The following is an 18,690-nucleotide window of genomic DNA, read 5'->3' on the forward strand; positions in this document are numbered from 1 at the left end:
AGGAGAATTGTACGAAATGCCCATAGAACGTAAAGCACCTCAGGTGATTTACCGCCAGCCGGTTAAGGAACCGTTACAAACCGGACTTAAGGCCATTGATGCCATGACCCCCATCGGACGCGGGCAGCGTGAATTGATTATCGGAGACAGACAGACCGGTAAAACTGCTATTGCAATTGATACCATCATCAATCAAAAGCCATTTTTCGAAGCAGGCAACCCGGTTTATTGTATTTATGTGGCCATCGGTCAGAAAGGTTCTACCGTTGCGCAGATTGTGAATACCCTCCAAAAGCACGGTGCAATGGATTACACTATTGTGGTTTCTTCTTCTGCGGCTGATCCTGCTGCCATGCAGTTTTATGCACCATTTTCCGGAACAGCCATTGGAGAGTTTTTTCGTGATACAGGAAGGCATTCGCTGATTATTTATGATGACTTGTCCAAGCAGGCAGTTTCTTATCGTGAGGTCTCCCTTCTTTTGAGGCGACCGCCCGGACGGGAGGCATTTCCCGGAGATGTTTTCTATCTCCATTCAAGATTGCTCGAACGGGCAGCCAAGATTATCGAGTCGGATAAGGTTGCTGCCCAAATGAACGATATTCCTGAGTCTATCAGGCATCTGGTGAAAGGAGGTGGTACTCTTACAGCGCTGCCTATTATAGAGACACAGGCTGGCGACGTTTCAGCCTATATTCCAACGAACGTTATCTCGATTACCGACGGTCAGATATTTCTTGAAAACAACTTATTTAATGCCGGTGTCCGTCCTGCTATTAATGTTGGAATTTCGGTTTCCCGCGTAGGCGGAAACGCCCAGATTAAGCCGATGAAAAAAGTAGCCGGTACATTGAAGCTGGATCAGGCTCAATATCGTGAACTGGAAGCGTTCTCGAAATTTGGTTCCGATTTGGATCCTGCTACAATGGCTGTATTGGATAAAGGTCGTAAAAATGTTGAGTTGCTTAAACAGGCTCAGTATAAACCGGTGCGCGTGGAACAGCAGGTTGCCATTATTTATTGCGGAACCAAAGGGTTGTTGAAAGATGTTCCCATGGACAAAGTAAAGATGTTTGAAAGCGAGTTCATTGAAACGCTGGAAGCCATGCATAATGAAGTGTTGAAAGGAATATTGGAAGGAAAATTTGATGAAGAGGTGACCCAAAAGATTGAGAAAGTTGCTCTTGATGTGGCTGCTCATTTTAGTGCTGACCAGAAATAATAAAGCTTAAATGGCAAACTTAAAAGACATACGCACGCGTATCGGGGCCATTAAAACAACCCGGCAGGTTACCAGTGCCATGAAAATGGTCTCTGCTGCCCGTCTTAAAAAGGCGCAGGACGATGTGGATCACATTCGGCCCTATACTTCTCATCTTCTCGGTATTATCAATGATATGGTTTCGACTCCCGAAGATGTGAAAATAAACTATACCATGCCCGGCAAAGGCGATAAAGTGGTGTTGTGGGTTATTGCATCCAACAGGGGATTGTGTGGTGCTTTTAACAGCAATGTCGTGAAAGCGGTACAGCAACTTTTGCATAACGACCTCAAAGAAGATTACCAGAATGGAAATGTGGAAATCAGGGTTTTGGGGAAACAAGCGTGGAAAATGTTGCGCGCCAGAAATATCATTCCTCATATCCGGGAGGAAGGTCAGCTGGTAGATCCATCATTCAAAAAGGTTTCCATTCTTGCTGAAGAGTTGCTGGATGAATATGATTTTGGCATTCTGAAAAAATCGATAGTTGTTTACAATGAATTTATTAATGCGGCAATTCAGCAGGTTCAGGTTCAGCAGTTTTTGCCAATTGCAATACCTGAGGTAAAACGGGATAAACCGATATCTAAGTATATTCTGGAGCCTGACAGACAGACTATTGTGAATAACCTTATGCCCAAAACCCTGCGTTCGCTGTTCTATCAGGTGGTGCTGGATTCCATTGCTTCTGAACACGGAGCCCGCATGACTTCCATGCACAAGGCAACCGACAATGCGACAGATTTGATTAAAGATCTGCAGCTTTCTTACAATAAGGCACGCCAATCATCAATTACAAACGAACTTATGGAAATTACTTCCGGGGCTGAGGCACTTAAAAAGTAATTTGGTTTTTCTGTTTTAAACAGGTTTATTCCCTGAGTTTTTCCAGTTTCTCTTTCAGGATTTCCATTCCTGAGGTTGCTTTGTGTTTAAGAACTTCGATGTTTGGTGATGAGATGTAAGCCGGGGAGCCTGGATCGATAATGAAAACCGGCACTGCTGCGGGAACAAACTCAATAAGCCCGGCAGCAGGATAGACAGAAAGGGAGGTGCCGATGACCAGAAAAATATCTGCTGTGGCGGCAATTTCAGCAGCTTCTGCTATGGCATCTACCGATTCGCCAAACCACACGATGTGGGGACGCAACTGCGAACCTTTTTCACATAGATCTCCCTCCTTTAGCTCCCAGTGATCCATTTCGTAGATGAGGTGCGGATCGATTGTGCTTCTTGCTTTTTTCAACTCTCCGTGCAAATGCAGTACATTACTACTGCCAGCCCTTTCGTGCAAGTCATCCACATTCTGGGTAATGATGCTGACTTCGAAACTTTCTTCAAGTTCTGCCAGCGCATAATGTGCAGTATTTGGCCTGCATTCAAAAAGTTGTTTTCTACGTTGATTGTAGAAATCAAGAACCACCTGCCTGTTGGTTTCCCAAGCATGGGGGGAGGCGACTTCTGTAATGTCATATTGCTCCCATAAGCCTCCCATGTCCCGAAATGTTTGAATACCACTTTCGGCGCTGAGGCCCGATCCTGATAGAACCACCAATTTCTTCATTCTTCTTTTTGAGGATAAAGATAAGGCACAGCCAAAATGGATAAAAATTTTTTAACTTTGAAAGTCGTTAATGAACCAGGTGAAGCATGATAGATAAGGGTACCATAGATAAGGTAATGGAGACAGCTCAGGGCCAGATAACAGAGGTGGTTTCAGAGTTTGTAAATCTCAGGAGACGTGGGATTAATTACATCGGATTGTGCCCTTTTCACAACGAAAAGACTCCTTCGTTTATCGTTTCTCCCCACAAGGGCATTTTTAAGTGTTTTGGTTGTGGAAAAGGTGGAAATGCTGTGAATTTCCTGATGGACCACGAACAGATTTCTTTCATTGAGGCCATCAAAATTCTGGGAAAGAAGTTTCACATCCATATCGAAGAAAAGGAGCTGACTCCTGAAGAAATGGCCCATCAGAACGACCGCGATAGTATGCTGGTGGTGACCAGTTTTGCAGCCGCTTATTTTATGGACAGACTGCACAAGTCGGACGAAGGAAAGTCAGTTGGACTGGGTTATTTCAGAGAGCGAAGTTTTCGCGATGACATCATTCAGAAGTTTCAGTTGGGCTATTCGCCTGAGTCGAAGGATGCTTTTACCAAAGAGGCTTTAAGACAGGGATACAAGCTTGAATTTTTGGAAAAGACCGGGCTTACCATTGTTCGCGATGATTATAAAGTAGACCGCTTTCGGGGAAGAGTAATTTTTCCTATTCACAGTCTCGCCGGCAAAGTCATCGGTTTTGGCGGGCGTGTTTTGCGCACCGATGCTAAAACGGCTAAATATCTCAATTCACCTGAGTCAGAGATTTACCATAAAAGCAGGGTTCTTTACGGGATGTATCAGGCCCGTCAGGATATAGCCCGTCAGGATCGATGCATACTGGTGGAGGGATACACCGATGTTTTGTCGTTTCATCAGGCGGGAATCAACAATGTTGTGGCTTCCTCGGGAACCGCTCTTACCACAGACCAGATTCGTTTAATCGCCAGGTTTTCTAAAAACCTCACCATTATTTTCGATGGTGACGCCGCTGGAATCAAAGCTTCGCTGCGAGGAATTGATCTGGTGCTTGAGGAAGGTTTAAATGTTAAAGTCTTGTTGCTGCCCGATGGCGAAGATCCCGATTCCTATGCCAAAAAACTTGGCGGAGAAGCACTTCAGGAATATATTCAAAAGCACCAAACTGACTTTATTCGTTTCAAAACCGGGCTGCTTCTCGAAGAAGCCAAAGACGATCCCATTGCCCGGGCGCGCTTGGTGCAGGATATTGTGCGTACCATTTCGGTGATTCCAGATTCCATTACCCGTACGGAATATGTGAAAGATTGCAGCAGCTTGATGAAAGTGGAGGAGCAGGTTCTTTATATGGAAATTGGGAAACTGCGCAAGAAAAGGCAGGAGGATGCCTCAAGGCGGACACATTATAGTGAAAATGCATCCCCCACCGACGGAGTAAGTGCTTCGCAACAACAAAAGACTGACCAGATGATGGCCAGAGCTGCCTCAAAATCATCCAATCCTTTTGATGCAGAAGAATGGGAGGTATTGAGATTTTTGCTGAAGTATGGGGATGCTACTTTAGGTGAATTTGAATTTGAAGACGAGAAACGGGAAGTATCCGTAGGAGAATATATTGTTACGGAGCTGCGTCAGGATGAGTTGGAGAGTGTGAATCCGCTTTACAATAAAATGATGGAGCTTTATGAAACCAATTATAAGAACGAAAATTTTTCATCATCAGGATTCTTTGTTTCCAGTTCGGATAGTAAGATCAGCAGTCTGGCCACCGATCTGATTGCCAGGGAATATTCGCTAAGCCGTATTCACGGTAAGATGGGTGTGGTGGCTACGGAGGAGGACTTGCTCGAAGACCTGGTTCCTAAAGTTGTGACAGAGCTTAAGTGGAAAAAAGTAAAGGTGTTGCTGGAAGAAAAACGGCAGCAACTTAAAAAGGCCGAAGAAGAAAAAAATGAGGAGAAATTTATGGAATTTCTGCAGGAGCTGAATAATCTGCAACAGGCATTTATCTTTATTTCAAAATCATTGGGAGAACGAACAGTTGTTTAGTTGTTTTCCGGGAATAGTATAATAATTAAAGATTCTTTATACATGAAAACATTCACCCACCACGATTTAGCATTTATTGAAGATGTAATTTCACAGTGTGATATTTGTTTTGCTGCGATGGTTGATGAAAACGGATTGCCCTATAATGTGCCTATGAATTTTGGCTTCACTGAGGGCATTTTTTATTTGCATAGTGCCCCTGAAGGGCGGTCTATACGTGCGCTGGAGAAAAATGACCACATTTGCCTGACCTTTAATGTCGGACAGGATTTGGCTTTTCAACATCCCAAAGTTGCATGTAGTTACCGGATGAAAGCCAAGAGTGTGATTGCCGAAGGAAAGGTGACTTTTTTAGATGATTTGGATGACAAGCGGCTGGCGCTTAACTATATCATGAAGCAATACAGTGATAAGGAATTTGAATATAGTGATCCCGCAGTAAAGAATGTGAAAGTCTGGCGCATCGATGTGGATAAAATTGTATGTAAGGAATTTGGAGCTCCTCATGATGCGTATAAAAAGTAGTTTCTGATGTGGCCCCAATTTTAAACCAATCGCGTTATGGTATTGAATTATATTTGGATCGCCTTTTTTCTGATTGCTTTTGTGGTGGCTTTGATTAAGCTGGTATTCTTTCAGGATTTGGAGGTCTTTTCCAACCTGATGAATGCCACCTTTGATTACGCTAAAACAGGATTTGAAATTTCGTTGGGCTTGACAGGAGTATTGACGCTCTGGCTGGGACTGATGAAAATTGGTGAGAAGGGCGGAATGGTTCAAGCAATGTCGAAAGCAATTGGCCCGTTTTTCAGACGCATTTTTCCGACCCTGCCAAAGGATCATCCTGCTTACGGCTCTATGATGATGAATATTGCTGCCAATATGCTTGGATTGGACAATGCCGCTACGCCGATGGGGCTAAAGGCTATGAAAGAGCTTCAGACAGCCAACGATAAAAAGGATACTGCCTCCAATGCCCAAATAATGTTTCTGGTGCTGAATACATCCGGATTGACCATCATTCCGGTTTCTATTATGGTTTACCGGGCCGAACTTGGGGCATCAAATCCGGCAGATATTTTTCTGCCCATTATGCTGGCGACATTCTTCAGTACTGTTGTGGGTTTGATTGCTGTGGCTGTGGCCCAGAAAATTAATCTTTTCAACCGGGTGGTGATGGGTTACCTTGGCGGGTTGAGCCTTTTTATTGGTGCTGTCATTTACGGGCTGTCACTACTAGACCGGGAGCAAATCAGAATTGTTTCCCTGCTTACTGCCAATATCATCCTGTTTTCCATTATTGTCACATTTATTGTGATGGCCGCTATTCGTAAAGTGAATGTTTATGAATCCTTTATCGAAGGGGCTAAAGATGGCTTTTTTATTGCCATAAAGATCATCCCTTATCTGATTGCCATTCTGGTGGGAATTGGTGTTTTCAGAGCCGCAGGAGCCATGGAAGTCCTTATTGACGGAATAGCGTGGACTATAAGTGCGGTGGGCCTGAACACCGATTTTGTGGGAGCTTTGCCCACAGCTTTGATGAAACCCCTTAGTGGAAGCGGAGCACGCGGAATGATGGTTGATGCCATGAATCTTCATGGCGCCGACTCTTTTGTAGGAAGGATTGCCAGTACGGTTCAGGGAGCCACCGATACGACATTTTATATTATTGCGGTCTATTTCGGCTCTGTTGGAATCCGAAAAACCCGGCATGCTGTGGCCTGTGGATTAATTGCTGACTTTGCAGGAATTGTTGCTGCTATCCTGTTGGGCTATCTTTTTTTCGGATAGAAGTAATGCAGAAAGGAGTGGGGATTTCAGTTACTAACATACCCAAAGAACTAAAAAAGATGCGTGAGATGTACATTTTTTATCTTTTGCAATTTTAGTAGCTAAAAGAATGTTGCTTCAAGATATCCCTGTTATTCAGAAGCATATTCTCCGTCATTCCTCCTCAGAATGATATTCAGCCAATTGTCATTCTGAGTGCCTGCCTCAAAAAAAATTGAGGCATAATGGGTCTTTGACAGATTGGGGAGATTCCTAATAGAGAAGCAATTATTATTTATCTGATTTTTGCTTGTTACAAAAATCTTTCATTGGTAGCCTGCAAAGAATCTCTCATTAAAATAATGGAGGCAATTAAGCCAAACACTTCTGTATTTCTGAGCCTGAGAAGAATCTTTGATAAAAGTAATTCAGTCGTTAGCAGATTGTCAAAAGGAAACAAGTGTGGCGGACTCTTTGCAAACAAAAAAGTAGAGCCGATGCCGGCCCCCAGTCTTATCTTAGTCTAACCCCCAACCACTCATAATCTTGTTCCCAGAACCCCCAGGTGGTCAGTAAATTCTTCTGTAGTTTTGATATTGGAAAAATCGGCATCAACCATTAAAGAGGTTATGGTGGCTTCATCCACCCGGTGAGCCAACGGAGGGCCCGATTCACAGGCGTCTTCCCTTTTTGCCCAGTCGATGATCAGCATTTTTCCATTGGGTTTAAGGACTCTTTTTATCTCTTTGAGCAACAAATGAGGCTTCCTTAATTCATGAAAAAGGTTGATCATCCACACCACATCGGCATATTCGTCGTTAACCGGAAGTTGATTGTCAGTCATCAGATGAGGAGTAATGCGGCTGTATTCGGGGAGGTTGCTACGCATTTCGGCTACCATTACAGGCTCAATGTCGAAAGCGTCAATATGTGCCTTGGGAGCCAATTCCCCTAGTGCCGCAGTGATAAATGCTGTGCCTGCTCCGATGTCAATGATTTTTTCTGGCCGTTTGAAATTTATAAATTCCCATATTTTTTGTGGATCAAGCTTTTCTAAACGTTGTGGATTATTAAGTTTATTCCGGTGTTCGGGATTAAATTTTTTGTCTTCCATAGGGAGTTTCTTTGTAATGTCCAAAATAAACAATCTTATAGGGTATCATGTTTCAATCCTGCGTTAAACTTTTACAAACAGCTGATAATTAATCCACTACAAGACAGGCAGCCTAACCACAACTCGCTCATAATGAAAACCATGCGTCATTGAGTCTCTGAGTTTAAGCTTATTTTTACGAACTATTGATGTTTTAAATACCATCAAAATAAAAACTTTACCTTCTCCTGTAAATTTCTTATATTTATTGTATTCTCACATTTTCAAATCATTAAGTTATGGAAGAACCAAAAAAAGATAAAACTAAAAAGAAAAAGAGCGGCGCCTGGACCATTGGTTGGGGATGGATGATAACCGTTCCTGCACTGGCTTTTTTATCATGGGCGACCAAAAAAGGAATTAAAGATGCGCTGGAAGAAGAACATCCGGCCCCACTTACCATTCTTAAAGAGAGATATGTAAAGGGAGACATAGACCGGAAAGAATACGAGGAGAAACTCCGGGATCTTTTGGGTTCCTGAGAAACACTGTTTTAAAAATTAGAAAAAACCGGCTTCTTGAGCCGGTTTTTTTTGTTTGGCCGGCTGTGAGGGACACTTACTCAGGCTTCCTTGCCGAAGGAATGATAAACTTGAAGGTTGATCCCTTTCCCGGGGTGCTTTCCACCCATATTTTTCCATCGTGATAATCAATGAATTCTTTGCATAATATTAGTCCAAGCCCGGTGCCTTTTTCGTTTTGGGTTCCCGGAGTTGATATGTTTTCGTTAATGTCAAATAATTTACTGATTTTTTCCGCATCAATGCCCACTCCGGCATCGGCAACGCTGACTTCAGTTCCGTGGGCATATTGTTGAGCTGAAAGGGTGATGCGTCCTCCTGAATGAGTAAATTTTATGGCATTGGAAACAAGGTTTCTCAGGATTGTGTTGATCATTGCCACATCGCCGAAGATGGTGGTTTCAGGAGGTATGTTTGTGGCGAATTCCAGCATTTTTTCCTCAGGGTTTTCCTGGAACAACAGTTTTCCTACCTGTTCAACAATGGGCAGTAAAGTAAACTCTTCAGGAGAGAACTTTATCCTTCCGGTTTGTGAGCGTGCCCATTCCATCAGGTTCATTAATAGTTTCATGGCCATGTTGGCCGATTGATTAACGATCTGTGAATACTGATTTACTTTTTCCCGGTCAAGTGATTCTGCTTTGTCGGTTAAGAGACCGCTAAATCCCAGAATGGCATTAAACGGGCTTCTTAAATCGTGTGCAATAATGGAAAAGAACTTGTCCTTGGTGGCATTGGCTAACTGTAACTCTTCATTTTTTTGTCTTAAGGCTTCTTCTGCTTTTTTTCTTTCAGCAATTTCCACCCTCAGCCGGTCGGTGGCATTGGCCAGTTCTTTGGCTTGAGTCTCAGCTTCCACGCGGAGCCTGTTTTGCTGAAGTTGATGTGCGTATTGCTTGAGTACCCCGATTTGTTTTTCAACTATCTGCGTTTTCAATTCTTTGTTCGAGCCTTCCAGGTTTTGAAGGTTGTTAAACAGAGATTCTTTAATTTCCTCTTCTATGGCATTAACTTTTGTTTGTGCTCCCCAGCGGGCATAGCACGCATAAGCCTGCTGTCGATAGATTCCTCTAATCACTGGGTTATTATTTTCCTGCCAGAACAAGCCTGCTCTTTCGTTGGCTAACGCTTCCCATTGAATAAAACCTTGGTCCCGTGCAGCTGTTACCGCTAGATCGTAGTGTTTTACAGCTGTTTTTAAATGATTTTCTAATCTTGCCTTTTCGGCTTTTGCCAGATGGAATTTATGGATATAGTTTTCGGGAGCATATTTTGCCCACAATTCTAATTTTTCGATGGTGGTGTTAAGTTCTTTATCCCATTTTTCGCGGGTAGAACTATCTGCTTTTGAATAAAGGGCAGTTAGAATTAGAAAGCGGGAAAAAACATACTCTGGCCAGGGTAAAAGCCCTTGGGTTCCAACAGTGAATAAAATGGGTTGGGTGGCATCAGAAATTTTCAACGCATTTTCATAATCTCCAAGAAACAGGGATGCTGATGCTTTGAGGATATTGTAGATGCAGCGAATTTGAATATTTCCGTGGGCTTCGATTTTGTTTAAAAGTGCTTCATCCGACCAGTTTATCTCCTTTTCCACAGTAGTGGAGCTGTTTGACAGCTTTTTTAGAACGGTTGTTCCACCCTCCAGTAAATCTATGGCCCACTGGTTTAAACGGCTTTTGCTAAAAGTCAGAGAGTGTTTCGTTTCCTGAAGCAGGATGGATAATTCTTTGCCCTGAAAAAAGGAACAATACATGTTGTGTCCAAAAGCATAGGCGGCATACTGAAGATTACCTCCTCGCAATCCTGTTTCGTATGCATCTACATAGTCCTGCGAGCTGTGGCGCAAATGGTGAAACCAATGACGAATAGAACTTCCAATCATCAGGTAAAAAATACTCTGATCGGAAGGGACCTGATATCTTTGCTTCATAAGGGTGGTTGCCAGATCGCCAAATCTCCGTGCTGTCGTGAAATCGTCGTCGACCCATCCCAGTAATCCCCCATACGCGGTGTGACTGTAACCGATTTGTGGGATGTTTCCGTATTTTAAAGTGATATTGACCACTTTCGGTACCAGAACACTCCACAGATGTTGATGTGATCGGTAGCAGGGCGGCCCCATTGTAATGAGTATCCCTGTTGCCATCAGCATTGAAGGCTCCTTCATGTCGGGCATTTGGGCCAGTGATTCTACTGTTTTGTTTTCCAGGGTCTTTCGGATCCCGGCAATCTCATGTGAACTTGCCTCTTTGAAATTGTTGCGTGGTAAATCGATGCCCAAAGCCGAAAGAGCCTGATAAGCTGCTTCAATTGCCTCCCCATAGCGGGCCATAAGGGTGTAATGAGCGATGAGCAGATTAAGAACCTTAGCTTTTTCAATGGCACTTCTTGCTTTCGAAACCGCTATCTGAATAGTTTTTACTCCGTAGTCTCTGTCGCCTTCAATAAATTCGCAAATTGCCCTCTGCTTGTGGAGGGCCATCATTAACTGATGTTGGTTTCTCCATAATTCATCGGTATATGAGGGCTCGCTAAGAAAGGTGTCTGTTGCCCTGCAAAATTCCAAAGCTGAAAGATAGGCTGTTGCGGTGTAGGCTTTTTCTGATGCCTGAAGATTTAATTCTATTATTTTTAATTTCTCATCAGGAGCATGTACTAGATGTGCTCCCGAATTGATTGCATCAATTATCTCGAACAACTGTTCGTTGATTTGTTCAGGGTTTAACCGGGAAAGAAACAGTCTTCCTATTTTTAGTCTGATGGCGGGTGTTTCCTCAGGATTTGCAAGTGTAAAAGCCGCCTGCTGGACTTTGTCGTGCAGAAAACGCATGGTGAAGGCGGTTTCCTTCTCCGATTTGTTCATTTTCTGCTTTTCCCAATCCAAAAGCATGGTTTTCCCTGTTTTGGTAAGTATCTGAGATTGACAATCTTTTATGGAAAGACCACTAATAATACTTAAAGCCTGCAGATTGAAACGGTTTCCCAGACATGCGGCAAGAAAAAAGAGATCTTTTTGGGATTGACTTAACCGCTCCATTTTCAACGCAAACAGTTCTACCACATCAGATGGAAGAGTTTCCTGGTTATCTTTGGAGTTCCACTCCCATTGGTTGGCATCATCATCAAACCTGATTAGCTGATGCTCCCTGAAAAAATCCAGATAAGACAGAATAAAAAACGGGTTCCCTTTGGTTTTTTGGTGAATTAAAGTGGCCAGTTTGCCTGCCTCTTTTATTTTTGGGGGGAATGTATCTTGTAAAATTTCATTAATGTTGGTGTATGATAGATTTGATACATACTCCTTTTCAACAAGAACATGGCGGCCTTTTAGCTCATTGATGGCTGAGAAAAACTGAGATCCATGCTGCATTTCATCGTCACGATAAGCTGCTATGATTATAAGATATCGAAGCGATGAGCCTATTTCCAGTTTGCGCAACAGTTCCATTGATGCCGCGTCCGACCATTGCCAGTCGTCTATAAAAAGGACCACAGGATGTTCAGGACGGCAGAGTACTCCGAGGAATTTCTGAAATACATTAGTAAAACGATATCGTGCTTCCTGAGGGTTTATTTCTCCCAAAGGAGGTTGAGGGCCTAAAAATTCTTCAAAGTCAGGCACAAAATCTATTAATACCTGCCCCAGATTACCCACTGCCTTCAGGATTTCGGTTTTTAAGTAGTGATATTCCGAGTCATTTTTTGACTGTATACTTTTGCAAAACTCTGCGATGGCTTGCCGGAATGCGAAATATGGGATGTTTTGTTGATATTGCTCAAATTTCCCGGATATAAAAAATCCGTTTTTCAGACCAACAGGTTTCCGCAGTTCTTCAATTAATGCAGTTTTTCCAACACCGGACTGACCCGGAACTAAAAATATTTGTCCCGTTCCTCCACTAATTCGTTTAAAAACTTCCAGAAGTTGAGCTTTTTCACGTTCACGCCCGTAAAGCCTTGTTTGAAGCATTGGCTGATCCATGCGTTTATTTATCATTGAGTAATGATTGTATTTAAAGTTGATGCTTTAAACAATGCCAAAGCGTTGTCTTACAATTTTCCGGGATAAATCTTAATTGTTGACTCATTAATCTTTATCACGAAAATATTCTTTTTTTTTGATGAGGTGGAGATATGGGGTAAAAGTGTTTTGACATCAGTCATACTGTAATACGCAAAAAAGGTTATTTTGTTTAGATAATTCTTATGTCAGACTTCAATGTTAAACTACCATTAATAGCCCCCTCTATTTATTAACGGTTACTTAAACGCGGCTTAAGGTACACGAAATGATAATCATGTTCTTTTGTAGTGTCAAATATAAACGACAAACAACAAACCAAAAAACAAGAAGACAATGAAAAATCGTTTTATGCTTTTAAGCCTTCTACTCGGATTCGGAATGGCTTTTTCTTTCACCTCGTGTAGTGAGGATGACAATAATGATGACAACAACGAAATCATAGATACAGGAAATGTTGTTGTAACAGAGAATATTTCTGCTGATGCTACCTGGACCAGTGATAAAGTTTATCAATTGGGTGGACGTATTGCTGTTGAGGCAGGAGCTACGCTTACCATTGAGCCGGGTACTATTATTAAAGGAGAAGCCGGTACAGGTGCCAATGCAACTGCTTTGGTAGTTGCCCGTAATGCAAAAATTATGGCTGAAGGTACTGCTGATGCTCCTATCATTTTCACTTCTGTGGCTGATGAAATTTCACCGGCCGATATTGCTGCCGGTGACTTTACAAGTCCCAACCTTGAGTCTAATATCAATGGTTTGTGGGGTGGCGTACTTGTTTTGGGTAATGCCCGAATCTCTGCGTCCAATGATACAGGCGAACTTACCGAAGTACAGATAGAAGGTATTCCTACTTCTGATTCCAATGGCCTTTATGGTGGAAGCGATGATGAGGACAACTCTGGAGTGCTGAAATACATCTCTATTCGTCATGGTGGCAGTAACATTGGTAAAGGTAACGAAATCAATGGTCTGACATTAGGAGGCGTTGGTTCCGGGACGGTTGTGGAAAATATTGAAGTGGTTGCCAACCAAGATGATGGAATTGAGTGGTTTGGCGGTACTGTGAATGTTAAAAACGCTCTGGTTTGGAATGTTGGTGACGATGGCATGGATGCCGACCAGTCGTGGGGTGGTACTTTAGATAACTTTATGGTAATAACCGTTGCAGGGCACAGCTTTGAGCTTGACGGGCCAGAAGGAAATTACGACAATGGTGGATATTCTATTAAAAATGGGGTTGTAATAGCCAATAATGAAGATAGAAGTTCTGAAGACCTTATCAATACCGATGACAATACCAGCGTCGCTTTCGATAATATTTTTATTACGGCTATCGCTGAAGGACAACAAATCAACCGTGTTAGCCACGATGTGGGAATTGTTTCTTTTGAAAATATTGTATTGGATGTGAACGAAGCAGACCTTGCCTCTCATGTAAATGGAACTGTACCCGCTGGAGTTACAGCAGGTACAACTCCTGCCACAGCCATCAATACTTCCGCTTTTGGATGGACCTGGGCTGCGCAGGCTGGTGTTACTTCTTTTTAAACTCCATATTTTGAATTAAAGAATAATTGAAAATGAATAACAAACAGGCTTGCAGAAATAATGCAAGCCTGTTCTTCTGCAATTTGCAAAACAAACGGACGAACAAACGGATGAATAAAATGAGAAATTTAGTAATTGTTATCTTATCCCTGATATCAACGATTGCTTATTCACAAAATGGAACCATAAGAGGCACTGTCTATGATGGCTCTACCGGTGAAACGCTGGTTGGTGTGAGTGTTGTGATAAAAGGTACCTATACTGGTACCGCCACTGACCTTGATGGTAAATTCGCACTGGAGACAGAATCAGGAATTTATGACCTTCAGTTGTCGTTTATCTCTTTCCAGCCGCTGACAGTGGAGGGAGTCGAGGTAAAAGCTGGTGAAGTTACGGTGCTGAACAATCTCGAACTTGGGGAGAGCACAGTAGAACTCGAAGATATTGTGGTGACGGCCCGAGCCATAAGGAATACCGAAGCGGCTCTTCAGACAATGAAAGCTAAATCGTCGGTAATGCTGGATGGTATTTCGGCTTCCAAAATGGAACTGATTGGTGATGGCACTGCTGTGGAGGCCGCAAAAAGAGTCACGGGTGTTACCATTGAAGACGGGAAGTATGTGTACGTGCGGGGACTGGGAGACCGATACTCCAAAACTACACTGAATGGCGTTGATATTCCAGGCTTGGATCCCGATCGGAATAGCCTCCAAATGGATATATTTCCTACCAACCTGATTGACAATATGATGGTGAGCAAAAACTTTACTGCTGATATGCCTGCCGATTTTACAGGTGGCCTGCTCAATGTTACTACAAAGGATTTTCCTGATAAAAAGGTGTTTAGTGTTTCAGCAGGTACAGCTTTTAATCCTAATGTGCATTTCAATGAGGATTTTCTTTCTTATGATGGTGGTAATACTGATTTCCTGGGATTTGATGATGGCACCCGGGCACTTCCAAATAGGGCAAGGCAGTCAAATATTCCTACACCTATTAGTGGAGCTCCGCAGGATGAAGTGGTCGATTTTATCCGAAGTTTTGACCCTCAGTTGGCTGCCAGGGAACAAACCAGCTTAATGGACTACAGTCTCGGATTCTCTTTTGGCAATCAGATAGATTTGGATAACAATTCTGAAAAAGCTCCTAAACTGGGATACATCCTTTCACTTTCCTATAAATCGGAATATGAGTATGACAATGATGTCCAGTACGGTGAATATCAAAAGTCCATTGATCCCGAAACTTATGAGATGCGCTATGCCACTCGTCAAAATGGCCGGATGGGGGAGCAAAAAGTTCTGGTAGGATTGCTTGGCGGAATCGCGTATAAAACCAATTTTACCAAGTATCGGTTTACTGCAATGCACCTTCAAAACGGTGTTAGCCGGGCGGGTAAATTCAGCATCGATAATGACGCATCAGCTGTAGGGCAGTCTGGTTATTATGCCGAGTCGGACAACCTGGAATACAATCAGCGCTCATTAACTAATTTTCTATTGAGTGGCACCTATCTTTTTCAGGAATCGGGCTGGGAAATTGACTGGAGACTGTCGCCTACTTTTTCTTCATCTCAGGATCCTGATATTCGTAAAACGGCTTTTACGTTCCGCTCCGATGATGATGTAATGTTTAACGCCGGTGCCGGAGGTAATCCTTCCCGAATATGGAGAGAGCTCAACGAGATAAATGCCACTGCCAAATTTGATGTTTCTAAAGATTACACTTTAGGCGGAGATGATGCGAAGCTTAAATTTGGTGCAAGTCACAACTATAAACAACGGGATTATGAAATTCTCTTCTTCGATGTTCAGTTTTTTGGCGGACAATCTTGGGACGAGCCGGATGCATCGCAGGTTCTGAATCCAGAAAACCTCTATCCCAACCAGCCGAATGCCATTTATTATCAGTCGGGTAATAACAACCCCAACCCCAATGCTTATGAATCTAATGTTCATAATACGGCTGCATATATCTCCAACGAGTTTTCGCCACTTAAAGATTTAAAAACTATACTTGGGGTTCGGATGGAGAATTTCGTGCAACGTCATACCGGTCGCGATCAGAGTTATGCCAGTGGAGACACCCGAAACGGACGAAACCTTGATAACGATAAGGTGTTGGAATCACTTGATTTCTTCCCCTCAGTCAACCTGATTTATGCCCTTTCGGAGAAACAAAATCTGCGTGCTGCTTATTCGCGTACCATTGCACGTCCATCGTTTAAAGAGTTGTCCTTTGCCCAGATTCTCGATCCCATCAGTAACCGGATTTTTAACGGTAGCTTGTTTTCCTATTCCGATTGGGACGGAAATCTGGTGGAAACCCGGATTGACAATATGGATCTGCGGTGGGAATTGTTTGGCGATCGTGCACAGAATGTTTCGGCAAGTGTGTTCTACAAGCAGTTTGATAAACCTATCGAATTGGTACGTATTCCGGAACAGCAAACCAGTACCGAATATCAGCCGAGAAATGTTGGAGATGGGCAACTATATGGTTTTGAATTTGAGTTTAGCAAGAACCTTGACTTTGTGTCACCTGTGTTGAAGTATTTTAATATCAACAGTAATGTGACCCTGGTGAAATCGGAAATTGAAATGACTGATGCGGAGTATAATTCGCGAAAGACTTACGAAAAAGTGGGACAGACCATTGATGATACACGTGAAATGGCAGGTCAGTCGCCTTATGTTATTAATGCCGGGTTTACCTACAATAATTATGAGTCGGGTCTGGCTGCTGGCTTGTTTTACAATGTGAAAGGAGAGACACTCTCAATCGTTGGCGCCGGCTTGTTTCCTGATATTTATATAGAACCTTTTCATAGCTTGAATTTCAGTGTTAACAAAAAATTCGGGGCAGACCAGAATACTAAAGTTGATTTTAAGGTATCCAATGTTTTGAACCAAAGGCAGGAAAGCTATTATCAATCTTACAAAGCAGAAAACCAGGTTTACAATATCTTTAATCCCGGCCGTACTTTTAGTGTTGGTCTGAGTTATGATTTTTAGACAGATTTAAGGTTACAGCATACCGTCATCCGTTTGTTGAAGTCGGGGGAGGCCTGCCGGAGAAATTCGGGGGCCTCTCCTTTTTTTTCAGCCTTTCTGTCTGGTCTGCGGCCTTCGGGCCGGGGCTTCCGGATCTTGCTGCCTGAGTCTTCCAGGCTTGTCCGCCTGATTCCATGCGGTCCGTCCGCCTGACACGCCAGGCCTGGCAGCCTGGCACCCTGGCACCCCAGGCCTGGCAACCTGAGTTAAGATATGGCGCCCCTTTGGGGCTTGGGGGCTAGTCCCAGACGTAGCGTTCGTCGTATTCTATGTGATGTTCTTCCAGAAGCTGACGGTATTCAATTTTGAAGCTTCTTTTTTTATGGTGCTCTTCCTGATTCAGAATGTATCTTTTGACGATTTCCACTCCGTATTGATTTACAGAGAATGCTCCGTATCCGTTTTGCCAGTAGAAATTCCGGTATTTTAGTCCTTTGGTTTTTATCCAGCCTGATGAATGACTTTTGAGCTCCTCCAGCAATTTCATCAGTGGAATTTTTCTTGATAGCATGCACAGCACATGAATATGGTTGGTATATCCGCCAATCTGAATTGGCCAGGACTCCAGGTTTTTGCAAATGCCGGCCAGATAGGCATATAACTCTCCGGAGATATTTTTGTTGATGAGGTGAGCTCGTCCTTTTGTGCTAAAGATGATGTGAACGTAGTTTTTTACTAATGATTGTGGCATAATTTCAGGTTTTTTAGCCCTGAACGGGTTAGTGGTTTATGCCCCAGGTCTGGTGGCCGGGAGTATATTCTTCATTTTCAGAAGTGGGTGATTTTCTACTTCTTTTGGGTGGAAACCGGTATAAAAGTTTGTATGGCAGAGCTCTCTTATCTTAAAAGCAGTTTTGCTCTTACCGGAAAATGGTCCGAAATGAAAAGACTGTCCCTTCTTACCTCATCTACTGTATGTTCTTTAACTTCAAAGGCGTCATTCACAAAAATGAAATCGATGCGGGTTCCCTGGTATCCGGGGGTAAAAGCATTGTAAGTGATGTCGCCATTTGTTTTGGATTTTGCAATCTCTTCAGCGTTAACGAGCTGCATCTTTTCATTGTCTCTTTTGATGATCTGTTTATAGGGGGCACTTCCTGCAGGGGTGTTGAAATCACCAGTGAGAATTACAGGTTTCTTTCCGGCAATGCGTTTTATTTCCTGAAGCAGCATTCTGGCACTTTGAATGCGGGCCTCTTCACTGATGTGGCTGAAATGTGTGTTGAAGAAAAAGAGTGTTTTTCCGCTTTCTCTGTTTGCTAGTTCAGTCCAGGTGACAATTCTGGGATAGTGCGTTCCCCAGCTCATGCTTCCCGGGTTATCAGGTGTTTCTGAGAGCCAGAAGTGTCCCGAGTGTTCAAGAGAAAACTTTTCCCTGTCGAAGAAGACGGGACAGGCTTCCCCCTTGTTTTCCCCATCTTCTCTTCCTGCTGCTACATAATCGTAGTCTTGCAACATGGTTTTCAGATCATCTAACTGATTGGGAAGAACCTCCTGCATCCCGATAATGGCAGGTTGTTTTTCCTTCAGGTAGGCTTTCACGAGAGGTATTCGGTATTTCCACTGGTTGATTCCGTCACCTGGATGATCCAGACGAATATTGAAAGAAATGACTTCCAGGGTGGTTGAATTGGGCGTGCAGGCTGCCAGCAGAAGCACAGTCACCATTGCTGAGGTTAGAAGAGTTTTCATTTTCATTAGTCATTTTTTTGGGTTGTTT

13 protein-coding genes are annotated in these 18,690 nt (G+C 43.1%); 8 read left to right on the plus strand and 5 right to left on the minus strand.

The window, feature by feature from the left end; all coding sequences use genetic code 11:
• Positions 1 to 1,222, plus strand: a 1,222-nt coding sequence (gene atpA, locus QZZ43_RS02240; protein ID WP_291855832.1) for a F0F1 ATP synthase subunit alpha, incomplete at its 5' end; no start/stop codon positions are given.
• Positions 1,223 to 1,232: 10 nt separating this feature from the next.
• The gene (gene atpG, locus QZZ43_RS02245) at positions 1,233 to 2,108 is read left to right on the plus strand and encodes an ATP synthase F1 subunit gamma (RefSeq protein WP_291855834.1); all 876 of its coding nucleotides are present in this window, start codon (positions 1,233 to 1,235) and stop codon (positions 2,106 to 2,108) included.
• 25 nt (positions 2,109 to 2,133) lie between these two features.
• Here the strand turns inward: atpG and QZZ43_RS02250 are convergent, their stop codons facing one another.
• Positions 2,134 to 2,826 carry a Sir2 family NAD-dependent protein deacetylase gene (locus QZZ43_RS02250; RefSeq protein ID WP_291855836.1) on the minus strand — a complete coding sequence of 231 codons (693 nt, stop codon included), beginning with the start codon at positions 2,824 to 2,826 and terminating at the stop codon, positions 2,134 to 2,136.
• A gap of 86 nt (positions 2,827 to 2,912) precedes the next feature.
• On the opposite strand from QZZ43_RS02250, the gene dnaG reads away from it, so the two are divergent.
• From dnaG to QZZ43_RS02265, 3 genes are read left to right on the plus strand one after another with little or no spacing between them, the layout of a single operon-like run.
• Positions 2,913 to 4,892 (plus strand): DNA primase, encoded by a 1,980-nt coding sequence (gene dnaG / locus QZZ43_RS02255; protein ID WP_291855838.1) that lies wholly within the window; start codon positions 2,913 to 2,915, stop codon positions 4,890 to 4,892.
• A gap of 42 nt (positions 4,893 to 4,934) precedes the next feature.
• The gene (locus QZZ43_RS02260; RefSeq protein ID WP_291855840.1) at positions 4,935 to 5,417 is read left to right on the plus strand and encodes a pyridoxamine 5'-phosphate oxidase family protein; all 483 of its coding nucleotides are present in this window, start codon (positions 4,935 to 4,937) and stop codon (positions 5,415 to 5,417) included.
• A 36-nt stretch (positions 5,418 to 5,453) separates the two neighbouring features.
• Positions 5,454 to 6,686 carry a nucleoside recognition domain-containing protein gene (locus tag QZZ43_RS02265; RefSeq protein WP_291855842.1) on the plus strand — a complete coding sequence of 411 codons (1,233 nt, stop codon included), beginning with the start codon at positions 5,454 to 5,456 and terminating at the stop codon, positions 6,684 to 6,686.
• A gap of 517 nt (positions 6,687 to 7,203) precedes the next feature.
• Here the strand turns inward: QZZ43_RS02265 and QZZ43_RS02270 are convergent.
• Positions 7,204 to 7,779: a class I SAM-dependent methyltransferase gene (locus tag QZZ43_RS02270; protein ID WP_291855844.1), complete on the minus strand. Its 576-nt coding sequence runs from the start codon at positions 7,777 to 7,779 to the stop codon at positions 7,204 to 7,206.
• 278 nt (positions 7,780 to 8,057) lie between these two features.
• Between QZZ43_RS02270 and QZZ43_RS02275 the strand changes: the two genes are divergently transcribed.
• Entirely contained in the window at positions 8,058 to 8,300 is a 243-nt protein-coding gene (locus QZZ43_RS02275) for an SHOCT domain-containing protein (protein WP_291855846.1), read from the plus strand.
• A 76-nt stretch (positions 8,301 to 8,376) separates the two neighbouring features.
• Here QZZ43_RS02275 and QZZ43_RS02280 read toward each other — a convergent pair whose 3' ends face one another.
• Positions 8,377 to 12,339 (minus strand): AAA family ATPase, encoded by a 3,963-nt coding sequence (locus QZZ43_RS02280; RefSeq protein WP_291855848.1) that lies wholly within the window; start codon positions 12,337 to 12,339, stop codon positions 8,377 to 8,379.
• Positions 12,340 to 12,699: 360 nt separating this feature from the next.
• On the opposite strand from QZZ43_RS02280, the gene QZZ43_RS02285 reads away from it, so the two are divergent.
• The gene (locus tag QZZ43_RS02285) at positions 12,700 to 13,917 is read left to right on the plus strand and encodes a hypothetical protein (RefSeq protein ID WP_291855850.1); all 1,218 of its coding nucleotides are present in this window, start codon (positions 12,700 to 12,702) and stop codon (positions 13,915 to 13,917) included.
• A gap of 119 nt (positions 13,918 to 14,036) precedes the next feature.
• On the plus strand, positions 14,037 to 16,931 hold the full coding sequence (locus tag QZZ43_RS02290) for a TonB-dependent receptor (protein WP_291855852.1): 2,895 nt from the start codon (positions 14,037 to 14,039) through the stop codon (positions 16,929 to 16,931).
• 277 nt (positions 16,932 to 17,208) lie between these two features.
• On the opposite strand, the gene QZZ43_RS02295 is transcribed toward QZZ43_RS02290, so the two are convergent.
• Together QZZ43_RS02295 and QZZ43_RS02300 are read right to left on the minus strand one after the other, a co-directional pair.
• Positions 17,209 to 17,661, minus strand: coding sequence for a transposase (locus QZZ43_RS02295; RefSeq protein WP_291855854.1), 453 nt, complete (start codon positions 17,659 to 17,661; stop codon positions 17,209 to 17,211).
• 146 nt (positions 17,662 to 17,807) lie between these two features.
• Positions 17,808 to 18,662 carry an endonuclease/exonuclease/phosphatase family protein gene (locus QZZ43_RS02300; RefSeq protein ID WP_291855855.1) on the minus strand — a complete coding sequence of 285 codons (855 nt, stop codon included), beginning with the start codon at positions 18,660 to 18,662 and terminating at the stop codon, positions 17,808 to 17,810.
• Between the last annotated feature and the right edge of the window lie 28 nt (positions 18,663 to 18,690).

This window comes from Marinilabilia sp. (assembly GCF_016278715.1).
In the GTDB taxonomy this organism is placed as follows: domain Bacteria; phylum Bacteroidota; class Bacteroidia; order Bacteroidales; family Marinilabiliaceae; genus Marinilabilia.